Below are 20,359 nucleotides of genomic sequence, written 5' to 3'. Positions count from 1 at the left end.
ACGATGGCAGAGATCAAGAGAACCCAGCCGCTGGCGCGCGATGCCATGGCCTATGTGCTGGCCGGCGGCCGCGGCAGCCGCCTCAAGGAGCTGACCGACCGGCGCGCCAAGCCCGCCGTCTATTTCGGCGGCAAGACGCGCATCATCGATTTTGCGCTGTCCAATGCGCTCAACTCCGGCATTCGCCGTCTCGGCGTCGCCACCCAATACAAGGCGCACTCGCTGATCCGCCACCTGCAGCGTGGCTGGAACTTCCTGCGCCCCGAACGAAACGAGAGCTTCGACATCCTGCCCGCCTCGCAGCGCGTCTCGGAAACGCAGTGGTACGAGGGCACGGCGGATGCGGTCTACCAGAACATCGATATCATCGAGGCCTATGGCCCCGAATACATGGTCATCCTAGCCGGCGACCACATCTACAAGATGGATTATGAGCTGATGCTGCGCCAGCACGTCGATGCCGGCGCCGATGTCACCGTCGGCTGCCTCGAAGTGCCGCGCATGGAGGCGACCGGCTTCGGCGTCATGCATGTCGACAAGAAGGACACCATCATCTCCTTCATCGAGAAACCCGCCGACCCGCCCGGCATACCGGACAAGCCGGACCATGCGCTGGCCTCGATGGGCATCTATGTCTTCAAGACCAAGTTCCTGATGGAGCAGTTGCGCCGCGACGCGGCCGAGCCAGGATCCAGCCGCGACTTCGGCAAGGACATCATCCCCTACATCGTCCAGCACGGTAAGGCGATCGCCCACCGCTTCGCCAAATCCTGCGTCCGCTCCTCGCACGAGTCGGAGCCTTACTGGCGCGACGTCGGTACGGTGGACGCCTATTGGGAAGCCAATATCGACCTGACCGATGTCACGCCCGAACTCGATCTCTACGACCGGGATTGGCCGATCTGGACCTATGCCGAATTGAAGCCGCCGGCCAAATTCGTGCATGACGAGGACGGCCGTCGCGGCGAGGCGATCTCCTCGCTGGTGTCCGGCGACTGCATCGTTTCCGGCGCATCGCTGCGCCGCAGCCTGATCTTCACCGGCGCGCGCATCAATTCCTATGCGAAGCTCGAGGAAGTGGTGATGCTGCCCGACGTTCAGGTTGGGCGCAACGCGCGCCTCAAGCGCGTCGTCATCGACCATGGCGTCCACATACCGGAGGGGCTGGTGGTCGGCGAGGATGCGGCACTCGACGCCAAGCGCTTCCGCGTTTCGGAAAAGGGCATCTGCCTGATCACTCAGGATATGATCAACAAGCTGTCAACCTGATAGGGTTGATCGGCAAGTTGTCAGTCTGATCAACAAAGCTGTCACTTTAGCCGTGGATCTTAGGCGCATGCAGGTTCTGTCCGTCACGCCCGAAATCTTCCCGCTGATCAAGACCGGCGGGCTTGCCGACGTGACCGGTGCCCTGCCGATCGCGCTCGCCAGCAAGGGCGTGGCGATGCGCACGCTCATCCCCGGCTACCCGGTGGTGATGGACGCCTTCAAGAAAAAGAAGGCCGTCTATCAGTACCCGCTGCTGCAGGGCGGCAAGGCTTCGGTTCACGCCGTCAAGATCGGCGAGCTCGAGCTCTTCGTGCTCGACGCGCCGCATCTTTTCGACCGCCAGGGCGGGCCCTATGGTACCGCCTCCGGCTCCGACTGGCCCGACAACTGGCGGCGCTTCGCGGCGCTGAGTCAGGTCGGCGGCGACATCGCCGGCGGCGCGATCTCCGGCTACCAGCCAGACCTCGTGCATGCCCATGACTGGCAGTCGGCAATGACGCTCGCCTACATGCGCTACGGCAATGCGATCGGCGTGCCGTCGCTGATCACCGTGCATAATCTTGCTTTTCAGGGACAGTTCGGCTCCGGCATTTTCGGCGAGCTCGGCCTGCCGGGCGTGGCGATGCAGCTCGATGGCGTCGAATATTATGGCGGCGTTGGCTTCCTCAAGGCCGGCCTGCAGGCCGCCTGGGCGATCACCACGGTGAGCCCGACCTACGCGCAGGAAATCCGCTCGCCGGAATTCGGCATGGGCCTCGACGGCCTGATCAACATGCGCGCCGTCGACCTCTACGGCATCGTCAATGGCATCGATGTCGACATCTGGAACCCGGCGACCGACAAGCACCTGGTCGCCAACTATTCGGCCGAGACGCTGGAAGCGCGCGACCTGAACCGCAAGGCCGTGGAGGACCGCTTCAGCCTCGAGCCTGACGACAGCCCGATCGTCTGCGTGGTCAGCCGTCTGACCTGGCAGAAGGGCATGGACATTTTGGCTGCCGTGGTCGACGGCGTCGTTCAGCGTGGGGCACGACTGGCGGTTCTGGGCTCGGGCGATGCCGGCCTCGAAGGCTCGCTGCTCGCCGCGGCCGCGCGGCATCGCGGCCGCGTCGGCGTCGTCATCGGCTATGACGAGGCGCTCTCCCACATCATGCAGGGCGGTTGCGACGCCATCGTCATCCCTTCACGCTTCGAGCCCTGCGGCCTGACCCAGCTCTATGGATTGCGCTATGGCTGCGTGCCGGTCGTCGCCCGCACCGGCGGCCTCGCGGACACCATCATCGACGCCAACGAGGCGGCACTTTCGGCCGGCGTTGCCACCGGTTTCCAATTCGCGCCGAACAATGGCGGCGCCCTCCTGCACGCCATCCGTCGCCTCGTTGAGGCGCATGCCAGACCCGCCGCCTGGGCCTCGATCCAGCGCCAGGGCATGAAGGCCGACGTTTCCTGGGACAAGAGCGCCGAGAAATATGTCGAACTCTATCGCTTGCTGCTTTCAAAAAGGGCTGCCTGAGGCATGATCAAAACCGTCCCTACCAAACCCTATACCGACCAGAAGCCCGGCACCTCCGGCCTGCGCAAGAAGGTGCCCGTCTTCCAGCAGGAGCACTATGCCGAGAACTTCATTCAGTCGATCTTCGACGCGCTGGAAGGTTTTCAGGGCAAGACGCTGGTGATCGGCGGCGACGGCCGTTTCTACAACCGCGAGGTCATCCAGACGGCCATCGCCATGGCCGCTGCGAACGGCTTCGGCAAGGTGATGGTCGGGCAGGGCGGCATCCTGTCGACGCCGGCCGCGTCCAACATCATCCGCAAATACAAGACCTTTGGCGGCATCATCCTGTCGGCCAGCCACAATCCGGGTGGCCCGCACGAGGACTTCGGCATCAAATACAATGCCGGCAACGGCGGCCCTGCGCCGGAGAAGATCACCGACGCGATCTTCGAAAAGTCCAAGACGATCTCGAGCTTCAAGATCGCCGACATCGGCACCGTCGACATCGACACGATCGGCACCTTCCAAGCCGGCGGCATGACGGTCGAGGTGTTCGACCCGGTCAAGGACTATGCCGAGCTGATGGAGAGCCTGTTCGACTTCGACGCCATCCGCGCGAATTTCAAATATGGCTTCCGCATGCGCTTCGACGCCATGCACGCGGTGACCGGCCCCTATGCCAAGGAGATCCTCGAGCGTAGGCTCGGCGCCCCGGCCGGGACCTGCCGCAATTTCAAGCCGCTGCCCGATTTCGGCGGCCATCACCCCGATCCGAACCTGGTCCATGCCAAACATCTCTATGACGAGATGATGGGGCCGGACGCGCCGGATTTCGGCGCCGCTTCCGACGGTGACGGCGACCGCAACCTGATCATCGGCAAGGGCATCTTCGTAACGCCCTCGGATTCTCTGGCGATGCTGGCCGCCAATGCGCATCTGGCGCCCGGCTACAAGGAAGGCCTGAAGGGCATCGCCCGCTCGATGCCGACCAGCGGAGCGGCCGATCGCGTCGCCGAGAAGCTCGGCGTCGGCATCTACGAGACGCCGACCGGCTGGAAGTTTTTCGGCAATCTGCTCGACGCCGGCATGGCGACGATCTGCGGCGAGGAAAGCGCCGGCACCGGTTCCAACCATGTGCGCGAGAAGGACGGGCTGTGGGCCGTGCTTCTGTGGCTCAACATCCTCGCTGTGCGGGGCGAGAGCTGCAAGGACATCGTCACCAAGCACTGGGAAAGCTACGGCCGCAACTATTACTCGCGCTACGACTATGAGGAGGTCGAGACAGACCGCGCCAACGCACTGGTCGACGAATTGCGCGCCAAGCTCGGCTCGCTGCCCGGCACCAGCGTGCGCGGCATGAAGATCGCCAGCGCCGACGACTTCGCCTATCACGACCCGGTCGACGGCTCGGTGAGCAAAAACCAGGGCATCAGGATCCTGTTCGAGGGCGGCTCGCGCGTCGTGCTCCGGCTCTCCGGCACCGGCACTTCCGGCGCCACGCTGCGCGTCTATATCGAGCGTTACGAGCCCGACAAGGCGAGGCATGACCTCGACACGCAGGAAGCGCTCGCCGACCTCATCGCCGCCGCCGACGACATCGCCGGCATCAAGAGCCACACCGGTCGCAACAAGCCGAGCGTGATTACTTGAAAGTGGTGAGGATTTCCCCTTCTCCCCCTGTGGGAGAAGGTGGCCGAGCGAAGTTCGGACGGTTGAGGGGTGCTCCAGCTTGGCGCAAACCCGTGTCCAGAACATCGACGCCTCTTTCCTTCCAACGCCCCTCATCCGTCTCGGCGCTGCGCGCCGATCCACGTTCTCCCACAAGGGGAGAAGGGGAGAGGCCCGCATGACCCTCGGCGCCAGCATCACTCCCGAAGGCATCCGCTTTGCCGTTTGCTCCTCATCGGCCAGACGTCTTTGGGTCTCGCTCTTCGACGATAGCGGCGCGCGCGAGATCGACCGGCTGGAACTCAACCCGGAAGGCGAGGGCGTGCATGCACTCCTTGTCCCCGGCCTTGGGAACGGCACGCGTTACGGTTTTCGCGCCGACGGCGACTATGCGCCGGAGCGCGGCCTCTGGTTCGATCCGAACAAGCTTCTCATCGATCCGTATGCCGTCGAGGTCGATCGTCCATACCAATATCACTGGAGGCTGGCCGCCAAACGCAATGAAGGCGCCGACACGTCCTCGCTCATGCCAAAGGCAATTGCTCATTCCCTGCCCAAACCGCAGCCGCCCCAGCCGCCGCTGTTCCGGCCCGGCGGCCTGATTTACGAACTCAACGTCCGCTCCTTCACCATGCTGCATCCGGACGTCCCCGAGGCCCAGCGCGGCACCATCGCGGCGCTTGCCCATCCGGCTGTCGTCGAGCATCTGAAGCGTCTCAGCGTTTCCGCCGTCGAGTTGATGCCGATCACGGCCTCGATCGACGAGCGCCATTTGCCGCCGCTGGGGCTGAACAATGCCTGGGGCTACAACCCCGTCACCTTCATGGCGCTCGATCCCCGCCTGGCACCGGGCGGCCTGAGCGAATTGCGCGATACCGTCGCGGCGCTGAGTGAAGCGGGTATCGGCACGATCCTCGACCTCGTCTTCAACCACACCGGCGAAAGCGACCGGCTCGGGCCGACACTGTCGCTGCGCGGCCTCGACGCCCGGACCTATTACCGGCACATGCCGGACGGCCGACTGGCCAATGACACCGGCACCGGCAACACCGTCGCCTGCGACCACCCGGTCGTGCAGAGGATGGTGCTCGACACGCTGCGCCATTTCGTCCGCCATGCCGGCGTCGACGGCTTCCGCTTCGATCTGGCGCCGGTGCTCGGCCGCGTTGACGGCACGTTCGATCCGGAGGCGCCGCTTCTCGAAGCCATCGCCGGCGACCCCGTGCTCGCCGACCGCGTGCTGATCGCCGAGCCATGGGATATTGGCGCGACCGGCTACCAGCTCGGCAATTTCCGGCCGCCATACCTTGAATGGAACGACCGCTATCGCGATGACGTCCGGCGCTTTTGGCGCGGCGACGCGGGCGCGATCGGCGCTTTAGCCACGCGGCTTGCCGGCTCCTCCGATGTCTTCGGCAGGGCGGGCCAGCCGGTGAGCCGCAGCGTCAATTTCATCGCCGCGCATGACGGCATGACGCTGGCCGACATCGTTGCCTATGAGAAGAAGCACAATGCGGCCAACGGCGAGCACAATCGCGACGGCCACAATGACAATCTGTCGTGGAACAACGGTGTCGAGGGCGAGTCCGATGACGCCGAAATCGCCAAGGCCCGGTTCGATGACCAGCGTGCGCTGCTGGCGACGCTCTTTGCCTCGCGCGGCACCATCATGCTGACCGCCGGCGACGAGTTCGGCCGCACACAGAAGGGCAACAACAACGCCTATGCGCAGGACAACGCCATCACCTGGCTCGACTGGGCCGGCCGCGACCGGGCGCTGGAGCGGTACACAGCAGCGCTTGTGCAACTGCGCCGTGCCTTTCCGCCGTTATCCGACACGAATTTCCTGACCGGCAAAGCTGCAGACGGAATGGAAATCCCCGACGTCGAGTGGTTGACCGAAACCGGCGTGCCGCTCGGCGAGAGCGACTGGAACGACCCCGGCCGACACCGCCTCGTCATGATCCTCGGCGATAGCCAGCGCGGTCGCCTTGCCGTCATGGTCAATGGCGACCGCCGCCAATGCGTCTTCACCTTGCCGCTGCGAGATGGCTACGAGTGGCGTTCGGCGATCGAGACGCAGGCGATCGACCTGGCGCGGCCGCTGCCCGGCCGCACCGTCAATTTCATGATCGAGCGCAGGGCGGCCGGAAACGCCCACGCCGGGAAGGGTTCGTAATGGCTGGTGGGAATGCCGAATGGTGGCGCGGCTGCGTGGTCTACCAGATCTATCCGCGCTCCTTCCAGGATACGACCGGCGACGGCAGCGGCGATCTCAAGGGGGTAACGTCGCGTCTTGCCCATGTCGCTTCGCTCGGCGTCGACGCCGTCTGGCTCTCGCCCTTCTTCAAGTCGCCGATGGCCGACATGGGCTATGACGTGTCGGACTATCGCGATGTCGATCCGATGTTCGGCACACTGGAGGATTTCGACGCGCTGGTCGCCGAGGCGCACCGGCTCGGCCTCAAGCTCATCATCGACCAGGTGATCTCGCATTCGTCCGACAAGCACGAATGGTTTGTCGAGAGCCGCGCCAGCCGTGACAACGCCAAGGCGGACTGGTATGTCTGGGCCGACGCCAAGCCGGATGGCAGTGCGCCCAACAACTGGCAGTCGCTGTTCGGCGGGCCGGCCTGGGAGTGGGACGCCACCCGCCGGCAATACTACATGCACAATTTTCTCGCCTCGCAGCCGGATCTGAATTTCCACAATTCGGAGGTGCAGGATGCGGTCCTTGACACCGTGCGCTTCTGGCTGAAGCGCGGCGTTGACGGGTTCCGGCTGGATACCGTGAACTACTATGTCCACGACCGCTGGCTGCGCGACAACCCGCCGCTGGCTTCAAGCGTCGCCGGCACCAACGTCGCCACCACCACCTACGCCTTCCAGGAGCATCTCTTCGACAAGACGCGCCCCGAGAATCTCGATTTCCTGAAGCGCTTGCGCGCGTTGCTCGACGAATATCCGGACCGTGCCGCCGTCGGCGAAGTGGGCGACGAGGAGCGCTCGCTGCAGACGCTCGCCGCCTACACCTCCGGCCGCGACAAATTGCAGATGTGCTACACCTTCGACCTGCTCGGCCCGCAATTTTCGGCCGCCCATGTGCGCGGCTGCGTCGAGGCGTTCGAGAACGCGGTTGCCGACGGCTGGGTCTGCTGGGCCTTCTCCAACCACGACGTCATGCGCCATGTCAGCCGCTGGACGCAGCCGGGCGAAAATCCTGATGCGGTAGCGAAATTCGCGATCGCGCTGCTGTCCTGCCTGCGCGGCTCGATCTGCCTCTACCAGGGCGAGGAGCTTGGGCTGGAGGAAGCCGAGCTTGCCTATGAGGACCTGCGCGATCCGCTGGGCATCCGTTTTTGGCCGGGCGTGAAGGGCAGGGACGGCTGCCGCACCCCGATGGTGTGGGAGGCCGGGGCCGAAAATGGTGGCTTCTCCGTGGGCAAGCCCTGGCTGCCGGTACCGCCGTCGCATCGCGCCCGCGCGGTCGATGTGCAGGAGGGCGAGGACGGTTCTGTCCTTGCCGCCTATCGCTCGATGCTGGCCTTGCGCAAGCGCCATCCGGCGCTGATCGCCGGCTCGATCCGGTTCCTAGAGGCGGCGGGCGATGTGCTTGCTTTCATCCGTCAGCACGAAAACGAGAACTTGCTATGCGTCTTCAACTTCGCCGGTGAGCCGGCGAACTGGACGCTGCCGGCCGAGATCAGCGATGTCGAGATAACGGTTCTTGCCGTAGACGTCGCCGGCGTTCTTGGCGGTGTTCTCGGAGAAACTGCGCTGGCGCTGCCGCCTGTGGGGTGCTTCGTCGGGAGAATTGGCTGACGGTCGCTACTGGACCAGCACCGAGCGTCCGCAAGTCGCGCCGGTGACCCGCACATAGGCCTCGCCGACATGCACGCCAAGCACCGCAAGCACATTGTAGACGAGGTTGTCGACCGGCGCGGTGACGCCGTTGAGCAGCGTCGTCACCGCCGGCTTCACCGTGCCGAGCAGGGTGGTCGCGTCGAGACCGAGGCCGAGCGCGTTGACCGTCAGCGACAGGTTGTTCACCAGCGAGGTGGTGAGCGACTGCGTCAGGTTCTTGGTCGACACTGTCTTGATCGCCTTGTTGGCGATCTCGGTGGCGCTGAAGGTCAGATTCGTCGGCGCCATCTTGGTGACCGAGAAGGCCGACGATCCCTTGATCTGCAGCAGATTGAGGTTGATCAGCAGCATCTTGAGGCTGACGTCGGCGATGTCGGCGTCGCTGAAGGATTGCGGCTTGCCGAAATCTGCGAAGCCGCTGGCGTTGCTGTCGGCGAGATGGGCCGCGACGACGCCCGGCTGCGCGGCGATTGAGACCTTGATGCTGGAGGGGCCGGTCGGGCAGCTGATGTCGGTCAGCTTGGCTTCGGCATAGGCGACCTCGATATTGAGCGGCAGGTTGACGGCAAGCAGCTTGACGCCGCCGCCCAGATTAATGCCGGCTGTGCCATTTCCGGTGCCGTTGCCGAAGCCATTGCCGTTGTTCCCGTTTCCAATCCCGACGCTGGCATTGAGCTTGATGCGCGTCTGCGCCGTGCGCACCACCGTGCCCAATTCTCCCACCGCCAGCCATGGCAAGGATTGCATGGGTTCGCCGATGGCGACCTGGAGCGTCGTCGATGTCAGTCCCGGTATCGTCGCCCCGAGGTCGACCGTAACCTGGTTCGTGCCGTTGGCGAGCGCCGCGGCTGCGCTCAGCATGCTCATGGCGCTGGCGCTGACCGAAAGCCCGGCGGGCTTCTGTCCGAGCCCCAGACTGCCCACCGAGCCGAGGTCGACGAGGTGGCTAAGCGGGATCTTGACCGAGTTGGTGGCGCTCGAGGCCATAGTCTGCAGCGCGAGCTTGGCGGTGCGGTCGAGCCCGGGCACGTTGGCCATCGCGGTGGCGATCTGGCCGACCGTTGCCTTCGAGCCGAGCACGTCCGAATAGGTAACACCGGTCAGACGCAGCTGCGTCGCCAGCGCATCGGTGAAGGAGAGCACGTCGACATCGGCCGAGATCAGCGAATTGTAGTCCATCACGCTGAGCGAGAGGTTGCCGCCCAGAAGCGCGCCGAGCAGCGCGTTGAGGACGCCGCCATTGACGCTGGCGAGGCGCGATCCGACCGAGAATGCTGCTGCGGGCTGGGCGCTTGCGGTGGCTGTCGTGCCGATCACCGGCGGAGCCATCACCGAAGCGGCGAAATAGAGCGTGCCGAGCTTCTTCATCGACACCTGGACGGCATTGTAGGGCAGCTTGCCCGCTTCGAAGCGGCTGCCGGCCGCGATGGAACTGACCCCCGAATAGCGTCCGGGCACGACCTCGACGACCGCCTTGCTGCCGGTCGGCTCGATTTTGGTGCCCTGCTGCTGCACGGCGACGGACGTGATTCCGTTGTCCCTCAGCGTCGTCAGCACGGCTTGCTGGGCTTTGTTGATGTTGGCGGCGGCGGTGATCGCGGCGAGGTCGACGATCGACTGCGCGGCGCGGCGTTCGTTATAAAGCGAGCCCTCATCGATCGCGAACGCGGTCAGCGTCAGCGCCACTGGCGTGCAGAGCGCGGTCATAACCGCGAAATTGGCGCGCCGGTCGGCGATCAGCCGTCGCGCAGCGTCCATCACTCTCCCCGCGGAGTAGCGCATCATATGCCTCCGACCCGGATCGTCGACTGGCGCTGGATCGTGGTGCCCGGCAACGGCAGCGTCCGGAACAGGCTCCAGATCGGCAGGTCGCGCGCGTCATAGCTGACTGAGACGATGAACTGGCTGCCGTCGACGGTACTGTCCTTGGCGTCGACCGTCAGCTTTTTCGGGTCGACAAAAGCATAGCCGGCGACGTCATGGCTGATGAAATCGGTGACCAGCGCCTGGCGCTCCGTCTGGTTGAGGCCGGCGATCGCCGTTCGCGCCGCGTCGGCGGCGATCTGCTGGACCGAATGGCTGGCGCCGAAATAGATTCCGTATGCAACCATTCCGAGCAATAGCAGGATGAAGATCGGCGCCAGCATGGCGAATTCGACCGCAGACGTGCCCGCGGCGTCAGCCCGGAAACGGAACCAAGGAGCAAGGAAATTTCGGTTCTTCAGCATGGGCCGGAGAATGCCAAAACCTGCTTGCAAAAACAGAAAACGGCTGGAACAACCGAAAGGTGCACACAGTTGAACGGGGACGCCTAAGCTTTAGAGTTCGCTGTTTTAGCGAAACGCTGCTCACTCAACGTCAAGCAGCGGGCAGTTGAAATAAGATATTCCTCTGTCTAGTCTCCCGCCACCAGCCGCCGGAAGGGAACCGGCGGCGCGCTCAAAAGGGACCCGTTGACGGTTCCGGGGCGTCAACACTCAAGGCGTGGTTGAGGGGCCGCGCCAACAAGGGAGAGACTTCATGCTCAAAAACCTGCTGAAGGCGACCGTGTTCGCCACCACGATGGTTTTGGCGACCGGTGCTTTCTACACGCCCGCCTTTGCCGAGACCGTCTACAATCGCGGATCCGCTGCCGAGGCGGAGACGGTCGATCCGCACAAGACGTCGACGGTCTACGAGGCCGATATTATACGCGACCTGTTCCAGGGCCTCGTCATGCATGACCCGAAGACGAACCTCATTCCGGGCGCCGCCGAAAGCTGGACGGTGTCCGACGACGGCACTGTCTACACCTTCAAGCTGCGCAAGGACGGCCTCTGGTCGGATGGCAGCCCGGTGACGGCGGACGACTTCGTCTATTCGTTCCATCGGCTGGAAGACCCGGCCACCGCTGCAGAATACGCCTCAATGCTGTATCCGGTGAAAGGCGCCGAGGACTTCAATACCAAGAAAGGCAAGGCCGAGGATATGGGCGTGAAGGCGATCGACGCCAACACCCTGCAAGTCACACTGAAGGCTCCGACGCCCTACTTCCTGGAGATGCTGACCCACCAGGCGACCTATCCGGTCAACAAGGCTTCGATCGACAAGCTCGGCGCGGACTGGATCAAACCGGGCAAGCTGGTCTCCAACGGCGCCTATACGCTGGCGGAGTGGGTTCCCAACGACCACATGAAACTGGTCAAGAACCCGAAGTTCTGGGACGCCGCGAGCGTCAAGCTCGACGTGGTCAACTACATCCCGACCGAGGATCGCTCGTCCGCGATGAAGCGCTTCGAGGCCGGCGAACTCGATAGCTATGGCGACCTGCCGACCGAACAGCTCGCCGATCTCAAAACCAAATTCGGTGACCAGATCCGTGTGGGGCCATATCTCGGCACCTATTATTATGCGGTCAAGACCGACAAGGCGCCTTGGGACAACGTCGAGCTGCGCAACGCCATCTCGATGGCGATCGATCGCGACTTCCTCGCCGAGAAGGTCTGGCAGAACTCTATGCTGCCCGGCTATTCGATGGTGCCTCCGGGCATCGACGGCTACACGCCGGCACTGGCCAAATACGCCGACATGTCTCAGATCGACCGCGAGGATGCGGCCAAGAAAGTGCTGGAAAAGCTTGGCTATACACCCGAGCATCCGTTGAAGATGGAGATCCGCTACAACACCTCGGAGAACCACAAGAACACCGCGGTCGCCATCCAGGAACAGCTGAAGCCGCTCGGCGTCGAGGTGACGCTGCTCAACACCGACACCAAGACCCACTATGGCTTCCTCGAGCAGAAGGGCAACTACGACGTCGCCCGCGCCGCCTGGATCGCCGACTACAAGGATCCGGAGACCTTCCTCGGCATCTCGCGCAAGGCGAGCGGCAACAACTACTCGAACTACAACAGCCCTGCCTATGAAGCCGCCATGGACAAGGCGGCCGCCGCCGGCGGCAAGCCTGAGGAGCGCATGAAGGACCTCGCCGCAGCCGAGCGCATCCTCGTCGACGATGTCGGCCAGATCCCGCTGCTCTACTACAGCTACCACGACATCGTTTCCTCCAAGCTGCATGGCTTCGAGGACAATGTGATGGACATTCATCCGTCTCGCTTCATCTCCAAGGACTGACAAGGAACCTTGGCCGTGCCGCCGCTCTCTTTTAGGGAGCTGCGGCCGCGGTCTGTCGTCGTGCCGGGCCGAAAGTCGCATTGGATTTTCGGCGATCGCGGTGCGAAGATCAGAGATGCCAGCGCGCCACGATCTCGTCTGGAGAGCCGTCGCCCTGGCTGAAGCGGGGCGCCGATGCTGCGTTATGTCTTCCGGCGGCTATTGACCGCCATCCCGACGCTGTTCGTCATCGTGACGGTGGCGTTCTTCCTGATCCGCGTCGCGCCAGGCGGCCCGTTCAACCAGGAGCGGGGCTTGAGCCCCGAGATCAGGGCCAATCTCGAAGCCCAGTTCGGCCTCGACGATCCGCTCTGGCTGCAATATCTCCACTATCTCGGCAATCTTTTGCGCGGCAGTTTCGGGCCGAGCTACAACCTGCCGGATTTCACCGTCACCGAACTCTTCGCCAAGGGCCTGCCGATCTCGGTGCAGATCGGTACCTCGGCGCTGGTGCTGGCGCTGCTGCTGGGCTCGATCCTCGGGACGATCGCGGCGCTCAACCAGAATAAAATAGCCGACTATTCGGTGATCGCTCTAGCCACCGCCGGCAGCACCATCCCCACCTTCGTCACCGCGCCGGTGATCCAGCTCGTCTTCGGCCTTTCCTGGAAGCTGTTGCCGATCGGCGGCTGGGGCGACGGCGCCTTAATCAACAAGGTCGGGCCGGTTCTGACGCTCGCCCTGCCGCAGATCGCCATCGTCGCCCGCTTGATGCGCGGCTCGATGATCGAGAGCCTGCGCTCGCACCACATCCGCACCGCCCGCGCGCTCGGCCTCTCCGACTGGTCGGTGGTGGTCAAGCACGCGCTGCGCGGCGCCGTGCTGCCGATCGTCTCCTTCACCGGTCCGGCGGCGGCGGCGCTGCTCACCGGCTCGATCATCGTCGAGACCATCTTCTCCATTCCAGGCGTCGGCCGCTACTTCGTCGACGCCGCGCTCAACCGCGACTACACGCTGGTCATGGGAACCGTGGTGGTGATCGCGCTCTTCACCATCGTTTTCAACCTGATCGTCGATCTTCTCTATGCGGTCGTCGATCCGAGGGTGCGCTATGACTGAGCTTGCCGTAGCCGCTCCGGAGCCGATCGTCGGCCGCTCGCTCTGGGGCAATGCCTGGGCGCGGCTGAAGCGCAACCGCGCCGCCATGTTCAGCCTCTACTATCTGGCATTCATTGCCGTCATCAGCGTATTCGGCCCTATGGTCGTGCCGCATGAATACACTACCATCTACGGCGACTATGTGCGCACGCCGCCGAGCCTGTTGGCCTATCCGAAACCCGACATGATCCAGGGCGCGCTGAGCGACGCGATCAAACGCATGCGCGTCGACATCAAGGAGTGGCACCAGGACGGCAGCCGCGTCGTCGTCACCGTCACCTCCAAGAAGCCGATCGACGACCGCAATATCCGCTATCTCGACCGCTCCGACGCCTTCGACGACACGAAGATCGAGAGCAAGTCGCCCGATGGGCTCGAAATGACCATGAGCTCGGCCGTCAAGCAGCAATATTTCTTCTTCGGCACCGACAACACCGGGCGCGATCTCTTGTCTCGCACGCTGATGGCCGGGCGCATTTCGCTCGCGATCGGCCTGCTTGCCGGTGTCGTCGCCGGCGTCATCGGCGTGATCTACGGCGCGACGGCCGGCTTTGCCGGCGGCAGGGTCGACGAGGTGATGATGCGCATCGTCGACGTGCTTTACTCGCTGCCCTTCATCTTCTTCGTCATCATGCTTGTGGTGTTCTTCGGCCGCAACTTCGTGCTGATGTTCCTGGCGGTGGGGGCGGTGCTGTGGCTCGACATGGCGCGGATCGTGCGCGGCCAGGCGCTGTCGATCCGCAGGCAAGAATACGTTCAGGCGGCGGAAGCGATGGGCGTCGGCCAGCGCGGCATCCTCGTGCGCCACGTCATCCCCAACCTGCTCGGGCCGGTGGTGATCTACATGACGCTGCTGGTGCCGCAGGTCATCATCCTGGAAAGCTTCCTGTCCTTCCTCGGGCTTGGCGTGCAGGAGCCGATGACCAGTTGGGGCGTGCTGATTTCGGTCGGTGCCAAGAACATCGGCTATGCCAACTGGCTGCTGTTGTTCCCGGCCTTCTTCCTGGTTTCGACGCTGTTCGCGCTGAACTTTGTCGGCGACGGCCTGCGCGACGCGCTCGACCCCAAAGATCGATAAGGATGGGGATCGCTGACATGGCTTCCGAAACGATCCTCAGCGTCAAGGACCTGCGCGTCCGCTTCCAGACCCTCGACGGCACGGTCGAGGCGGTGAAGGGCATCAGCATAAAGGTCAATGCCGGCGAGACCGTCGCCGTCGTCGGCGAATCCGGATCCGGCAAGAGCCAGACGATGATGGCGGCGATGAGCCTGCTTTCCTCCAATGGCGAAGCGACCGGCCAGGTCGATTACCGCGGCCGCAACCTGCTGGAGATGACCAAGAGCGAGCTCAACAAGGTTCGCGGCCGCAAGATCAGCATGATCTTCCAGGAGCCGATGACCTCGCTCGATCCGCTCTACACCATCGGCAACCAGCTCATCGAGCCGATCCGCCGCCATCGCGGCCTGAGCGCCCAGGCCGCGCGTGAAGAGGCGCTGAAGCTGTTGAGACTGGTGCACATCCCCGATCCCGAGCGGCGGATGAAATCCTATCCGCACGAAATGTCGGGCGGCCAGCGCCAGCGCGTTATGATCGCTATGGCTTTGGCGAACGATCCCGACATCCTGATCGCCGACGAGCCGACGACGGCGCTCGACGTCACCATTCAGGCGCAGATCCTGATGCTGCTTGCCGAACTGCAGCGCAAGCTCGGCATGGCGATCGTCTTCATCACCCATGATCTCGGCATCGTCCGCCGTTTCGCCGACCGCGTCTATGTCATGCGCCAGGGCGAGGTGGTGGAAGAGGGCGAGGCGGAAGCGCTTTTCGCCAATCCGCAGCACGCCTACACCAAGATGCTGCTCGCCGCTGAGCCGACCGGCACCAAGGCGGCCGCGCCCGCCAATTCGCCAGTGTTGCTCGAGGGCCGCAACGTCGAGGTCGTCTTCAAAATCGGCGGTGGCTTTCTCGGCGGCGAGCCGCTGATGCTGCGGGCCGTCGACAAGATATCGATCCGGCTGAAGCGCAACCAGACGATCGGCATCGTCGGCGAGTCCGGCTCCGGCAAATCGACCCTCGGCCGCGCGCTGCTGCGGCTGCTCCCCAGCGACGGCGTCATCCGCTTTGGCGACCGCGACATCTCAGAGGCCGACCGCCACGCGATGCGGCCGCTGCGGCGCGAATTGCAGCTCGTCTTCCAGGATCCGTTCGGCTCGCTGTCGCCTCGCATGACGGTTGGCCAGGTCATCACCGAAGGGCTTTTGGTGCACGAGCCTTCGCTGACGGGCAAACAGCGCGACCAGCGTGCCGTCGAGGCGTTGCGCGAGGTCGGCCTCGACCCCAACGCGCGCAACCGCTACCCGCATGAGTTCTCCGGCGGCCAGCGCCAGCGGATCGCCATTGCCCGCGCTATGATCCTGAAGCCGAAAGTGGTGGTGCTTGATGAGCCGACCTCGGCGCTCGACCGCTCGGTGCAGAAGCAGATCGTCGAGCTATTGCGCAAGCTGCAGTCGGACCACGGACTGTCCTACCTCTTCATCAGCCACGACCTCGCAGTGGTGCGCGCCATGGCCGACTACATCATCGTCATGAAGCAGGGAAAGATCGTCGAGGAAGGGCCGGCCGAGGAGATCTTCGGCAATCCGCGCGAAGCCTACACGCAGACACTGATGAAGGCGGCGATCGATACGACCAGGTTCCGCATCAGCGCTTGAGATTTCCGCTGCTCGGCGACGCCCTGCTCACTGCGAGGACGGGCAGCGGCTCTTCCTGGCCGCGATGATCGCCTGCTGCTGTTGCTGCAGCCGCTCGATCCTGGCGGTATCGCGATTGGCCACGACCGTCTTTACGCGCTCGCCGCCGAGCAGCCAAGTCGGCACGCTGGTATTGGCGACCTTGCCGCGGCTGATCGCCGTCCGCGAAATATCGGTGGCGGTGTCGCCGAGCGCGCTGTTGAGGTCGGCGCAGCTCATCCCGTGGTATTTCGCCGGATTGATCGACGCAACACTCGACGAGCAGCCTGCGATCAAGGTCAACGGCAAGAGAGCCCGCAGCGTGAACTTCATACTCTTACCCCGGTCTCGCCGTTCCAAAAATCGTCCAGCAGCTCTCGAATGGGATCGCGGCAACCATTAGGCCAAAGTGAGGGCCTATTGTCGACCATTTATCTGATCGATTGATTGACGGCAGGCTTTTGCCAGGTCGCGGCGGCGGCGGAGGGGCCGTGGCGTGATATCGATGCGGACACGCAGCCACAAAAAATCCCGGACAGAGGTCCCTCCGAATCGAGAGCCGTAAAATTGTATTGCGGTCCGTTACCGATCCTTAGGCATGGTTGAAACTGCTCTGCGGCGTTAACGCCACGGTTGCGCTGCGTCTGCGATATTGCCGGCTGCACAACGCAAGGGTGGGGCCTCCATGATCGACCAGATACGTTCGCTGCTCGAGCAGCATCCGATGATTCCGCTGAATTTCGGCGCGCTCGCCGACGACGCCAATCTCTATGACGCGGGGCTGACCTCCTTCGCCTCAGTGCAGATGATGCTGGCGCTCGAAGAGGAGTTCGACATCGAATTCCCCGAGACGATGCTGACGCGGCGCACCTTCTCTTCGCTGGCCAGCATCGCGGATGCGGTTTCGCAGTTGACGCGCAAGGCGGCGTAGCCATGAACGTGTTGAGAAAGATAGAGGCGGCCTCGCTCGCGGAGGCGCCCGAAGCCGCGACCGAGCGCATGCGCCGCGTCGCCGAGATCGCCGCCGGCCATGCCGACCCCGTCGACAAGGAGGGGCGTTTCCCGGCGGAGACGATCGAGGCGCTGAAGCGCGAGCGCCTGCTCGGCGTGGCGATCCCGATCGAGCATGGCGGCGAGGGGCTCGGCACGATGCAGATCGCCGACCTCATCGTGCAGCTCGGCCAGGCCTGCGGCTCGAGCGCGATGATCTATGCCATGCATCAGATCAAGACGTCGAGCTTTGTCACTCACGGAGGCGCCAGCGATTGGCACCGCGCCTATATGCGGCGCATCGCCGACGAGCAGCTTCTGATGGCTTCGGCGACGACGGAGGCCGGCATCGGCGGCAATTTGCGCAATTCGATCTGTGCGGTCGAGGTCGCCGGCGGGCGCTTCGCGCTGACCAAGGTAGCCACCGTCATCTCCTATGGCAACTATGCCGACGCCATCCTCGCCACGGCGCGTCGCGCCCCGGATGCGGCCAGCTCCGATCAGGTGATGGTGGTGATCCCGGCCGACGGCAACCGCACGCTTGAGCGCACGTCGGTGTGGGACACGCTCGGCATGCGCGGCACCTGCTCCGACGGCTTTCATCTGGTCGCCACGGGTGACGCGGCGCAGATATTCCCGAAGCCGTTCTCCGAGATCGCGGCGCAGTCGATGCTGGCCAGCTCGCACATCTTCTGGGCGGCGACCTGGTTCGGCATCACCGCCGACGCCTTCAATCGGGCGCAGGCCTTCGTCAAGGCGGCGGCGCGCAAGCAGCCCGACTCCATGCCGCCGGGCGCGCTGAGGCTTGCCGAAGCGGCCGCCCTTTTGCAGGAGATGAAAGGCCACCTTGCGGCCGCCATCCACCGCTTCGAAGCGGCCGCGGGCGACGACGACGCGCTGTCTTCGATCGGCTTCGCCGCCGAGATCAACGCGCTGAAGGTCGCGGCCAGCGAGAAGGCCGGCGCCGTGGTGCGTCTCGCCATGCTGGTCAACGGCATTCTTGGCTACAAGAACGGTACCCCGTTCAGCGTCGGCCGGCACCTGCGCGACGTGACCTCGGCGCCGGTGATGATCTCCAACGACCGCATCCTTTCCAATACCGCGACGCTCATGCTGATGAGCCGCTTCGACACCGGCCTGGGGAGCTGAGATGGACGCCAAGACATTCGACTCCAAGTCGCTGCTCGACAGCCTGTTCGAGAACGGCATCCTGTTCGAATCCGGCGTCGACGGCCTTTATGGCCGTTCGGGCGCGTTCGAGGACGTGATCGAGCAGTTCGAGCATCTCGTCACCCGCCTCGGCGCGCCCGACGAGGCCACTCGCATCCATTTTCCGCCGGGCATGAGCCGCGCGACGCTGGAGAAGAGCGGCTACATGAAAAACTTTCCGCAGCTTGCCGGCTGCGTGCATTCCTTCATGGGCGGCGAGCGGGAGCATGCGCAGCTGCTCGGCATGATGGCTGACGGCGGAGACTGGACGGAGCTGCAGAAGGCGACGGACCTCGCGCTGACACCCGCCGCCTGCTATCCGCTCTATCCCACAATAGCTGCGCGCGGCCCGGTGCCGGCGCAGGGCCTTCTTTTCGAACTCTCCTCCTACTGCTTCCGCCACGAGCCGTCGAAGGACCCGGCGCGCATGCAGCTCTTCCGCATGCGCGAGTTCGTCAAGATCGGTACGGCCGAGCAGGTGCGCTCGTTCCGCGAAAGCTGGCTGAAGCGCGGCAGGGCCATGATCGAGTCGCTCGACCTGCCCTGCGAGGTCGATCTTGCCAACGATCCGTTCTTCGGCCGCGGCGGCAGGATGATGGCCAACAACCAGCGCGATCAGGGCCTGAAATTCGAGCTGCTGATTCCGGTGACCAGCATCGAGAAGCCGACCGCCTGCTTGAGCTTCAATTGTCACCAGGACCATTTTGGCCAGACCTGGGGCCTGAAGTTCGCCGACGGGGAGTTCTGCCATTCGGCCTGCGTCGGCTTCGGGCTGGAGCGCGTGGCGCTGGCGCTGTTCCGCCACCATGGGCCGGACACGGAAGCCTGGCCGGCGGCGGTCCGCGACGTGCTCTGGAGCGTGTGAGATGCTGAGGGCTATCGCCGGCCTCGATCCGGCCACCTACCGGCCGCACTGGCTGCACGATCCGCAAAGGCGGTGGCCGCAGACCAACTGCTATGTCGACCTTCTGATCGAGGTTCTGCACGCGACCGGGCACGATCCGGTCGCGGCGCTCGGTTTCACCGCGGCGCAGGATTTCGAAGGTGATCAGTTCACGTTCTTCAAGTTCCCGACCGCCGACCTGCAGAGGCTGGCGGGGCTGGACATCCAAGAGCTGGCGGTCTTCGACCGGCTGGAGACGCATGTGCTGACGCAAGTCGAGCTCGGCCGGCTGCCGCTGGTCGAGGTCGATGCCTTCTACCTGCCCGACACCAAAGGCCTCACCTACCGCAGCGGCCACTCCAAGACCACAGTCGGCATCAATGCGCTCGATCCCGAGTCGCGGCAGATGCGCTACTTCCACAATGACGGCTACTTCGCGCTCGAGGGCCAAGACTATGACGGCATCTTCGGCCAATGGGATGGTGTGTCGGCGGGCGACCTGCCGCTGTTTCCTTACGCGGAATTCGTGAAGCTCGACGCCACGCGCCCGGCCCGCGACGCGGTCGGGACCGCGGCGGCGCTGCTCGCGCATCACCTGAAGCGGCGGCCGAAGCGCAATCCGCTCGCCGCCTATGCGGCCGCGTTCGGCCGCCACGCTGAAAGGCTGGCGACGAAGTCGCCTGCCTATTTCCACACCTATGCCTTCAACACGCTGCGGCAGGTCGGCGCGAATTTCGAACTTCTTGGCAGTCATCTCGAATGGCTGGGGCAGCACGGCGAAACCTGCCTGGCAGAGGCGGTGCAAGCCGCCGGCAGCATTGCCGAGGGCGCCAAGGTCATGCAGTTCAAGCTCGCCCGCGCGATGGCGCGGCAGCGCTTCGACGGCTTGACCGAAGCAATCGCGCCGATGGCGCAGGCCTACGAAACGGTGATGAACGTGCTGGACGCCCGCATGGCCGGTGTCGCCTCCAAGGCGGCCTAGCGGGCCGGCCGACGCGCAT

At 64.3% G+C, this 20,359-nt stretch carries 16 protein-coding genes; 13 read left to right on the top strand and 3 right to left on the bottom strand.

Annotated features, from left to right (window positions below; genetic code table 11):
• The first annotated feature begins 3 nt into the window (after positions 1–3).
• The 5 genes from glgC to EJ078_RS06635 all read left to right on the top strand — a co-directional run bounded on the left by glgC (position 4) and on the right by EJ078_RS06635 (position 8,254).
• The gene (gene glgC, locus EJ078_RS06655; RefSeq protein ID WP_067327922.1) at positions 4–1,269 is read left to right on the top strand and encodes a glucose-1-phosphate adenylyltransferase; all 1,266 of its coding nucleotides are present in this window, start codon (positions 4–6) and stop codon (positions 1,267–1,269) included.
• Between the two features lie 67 nt (positions 1,270–1,336).
• The gene (gene glgA / locus EJ078_RS06650) at positions 1,337–2,782 is read left to right on the top strand and encodes a glycogen synthase GlgA (protein ID WP_095800242.1); all 1,446 of its coding nucleotides are present in this window, start codon (positions 1,337–1,339) and stop codon (positions 2,780–2,782) included.
• A gap of 3 nt (positions 2,783–2,785) precedes the next feature.
• Positions 2,786–4,414: an alpha-D-glucose phosphate-specific phosphoglucomutase gene (locus tag EJ078_RS06645; protein WP_095823757.1), complete on the top strand. Its 1,629-nt coding sequence runs from the start codon at positions 2,786–2,788 to the stop codon at positions 4,412–4,414.
• 196 nt (positions 4,415–4,610) lie between these two features.
• Positions 4,611–6,611 (top strand): glycogen debranching protein GlgX, encoded by a 2,001-nt coding sequence (glgX, locus tag EJ078_RS06640; RefSeq protein WP_208721167.1) that lies wholly within the window; start codon positions 4,611–4,613, stop codon positions 6,609–6,611.
• Complete coding sequence (locus EJ078_RS06635) at positions 6,611–8,254, top strand: alpha-glucosidase family protein (protein WP_127214376.1); 1,644 nt, start codon at positions 6,611–6,613, stop codon at positions 8,252–8,254. Before glgX ends, EJ078_RS06635 begins: the two co-directional genes overlap by 1 nt.
• 6 nt (positions 8,255–8,260) lie before the next feature.
• On the opposite strand, the gene EJ078_RS06630 is transcribed toward EJ078_RS06635, so the two are convergent.
• Entirely contained in the window at positions 8,261–10,054 is a 1,794-nt protein-coding gene (locus EJ078_RS06630) for a pilus assembly protein TadG-related protein (protein WP_245459134.1), read from the bottom strand.
• A 23-nt stretch (positions 10,055–10,077) separates the two neighbouring features.
• Positions 10,078–10,524, bottom strand: a complete 447-nt coding sequence (locus EJ078_RS06625; protein ID WP_082980554.1) for a TadE/TadG family type IV pilus assembly protein — start codon at positions 10,522–10,524, stop codon at positions 10,078–10,080.
• 292 nt (positions 10,525–10,816) lie between these two features.
• On the opposite strand from EJ078_RS06625, the gene EJ078_RS06620 reads away from it, so the two are divergent.
• The 4 genes from EJ078_RS06620 (at position 10,817) to EJ078_RS06605 (ending at position 16,258) form a co-directional block, all read left to right on the top strand.
• Positions 10,817–12,409, top strand: coding sequence for a peptide ABC transporter substrate-binding protein (locus EJ078_RS06620; RefSeq protein ID WP_127214372.1), 1,593 nt, complete (start codon positions 10,817–10,819; stop codon positions 12,407–12,409).
• A 174-nt stretch (positions 12,410–12,583) separates the two neighbouring features.
• Complete coding sequence (locus EJ078_RS06615) at positions 12,584–13,507, top strand: ABC transporter permease subunit (RefSeq protein ID WP_066997760.1); 924 nt, start codon at positions 12,584–12,586, stop codon at positions 13,505–13,507.
• Entirely contained in the window at positions 13,500–14,624 is a 1,125-nt protein-coding gene (locus EJ078_RS06610; RefSeq protein WP_127214370.1) for an ABC transporter permease subunit, read from the top strand. Before EJ078_RS06615 ends, EJ078_RS06610 begins: the two co-directional genes overlap by 8 nt.
• Before the next feature lie 17 nt (positions 14,625–14,641).
• Complete coding sequence (locus tag EJ078_RS06605; protein ID WP_095800339.1) at positions 14,642–16,258, top strand: ABC transporter ATP-binding protein; 1,617 nt, start codon at positions 14,642–14,644, stop codon at positions 16,256–16,258.
• A 27-nt stretch (positions 16,259–16,285) separates the two neighbouring features.
• Here EJ078_RS06605 and EJ078_RS06600 read toward each other — a convergent pair whose 3' ends face one another.
• A complete protein-coding gene (locus EJ078_RS06600) occupies positions 16,286–16,609 on the bottom strand; it encodes a hypothetical protein (protein WP_095800237.1) in 324 nt (107 codons plus the stop codon).
• 352 nt (positions 16,610–16,961) lie between these two features.
• Here EJ078_RS06600 and EJ078_RS06595 point away from each other — a divergent pair, with 352 nt between their 5' ends.
• The 4 genes from EJ078_RS06595 (at position 16,962) to EJ078_RS06580 (ending at position 20,340) form a co-directional block, all read left to right on the top strand.
• On the top strand, positions 16,962–17,207 hold the full coding sequence (locus EJ078_RS06595) for an acyl carrier protein (RefSeq protein WP_066997751.1): 246 nt from the start codon (positions 16,962–16,964) through the stop codon (positions 17,205–17,207).
• Between the two features lie 68 nt (positions 17,208–17,275).
• Positions 17,276–18,415, top strand: a complete 1,140-nt coding sequence (locus tag EJ078_RS06590) for an acyl-CoA dehydrogenase family protein (RefSeq protein ID WP_127214384.1) — start codon at positions 17,276–17,278, stop codon at positions 18,413–18,415.
• Between the two features lies 1 nt (position 18,416).
• On the top strand, positions 18,417–19,340 hold the full coding sequence (locus EJ078_RS06585; protein ID WP_127214368.1) for an amino acid--[acyl-carrier-protein] ligase: 924 nt from the start codon (positions 18,417–18,419) through the stop codon (positions 19,338–19,340).
• Between the two features lies 1 nt (position 19,341).
• The gene (locus EJ078_RS06580; protein ID WP_127325801.1) at positions 19,342–20,340 is read left to right on the top strand and encodes a DUF1839 family protein; all 999 of its coding nucleotides are present in this window, start codon (positions 19,342–19,344) and stop codon (positions 20,338–20,340) included.
• Positions 20,341–20,359: the final 19 nt, after the last annotated feature.

Origin of the sequence: Mesorhizobium sp. M1A.F.Ca.IN.022.06.1.1, assembly GCF_003952605.1 — a bacterium.
In the GTDB taxonomy this organism is placed as follows: domain Bacteria; phylum Pseudomonadota; class Alphaproteobacteria; order Rhizobiales; family Rhizobiaceae; genus Mesorhizobium.
The sequence above is the reverse complement of the archived record's forward strand: the minus strand, read 5'-3'. Positions and strand labels throughout refer to the sequence as shown.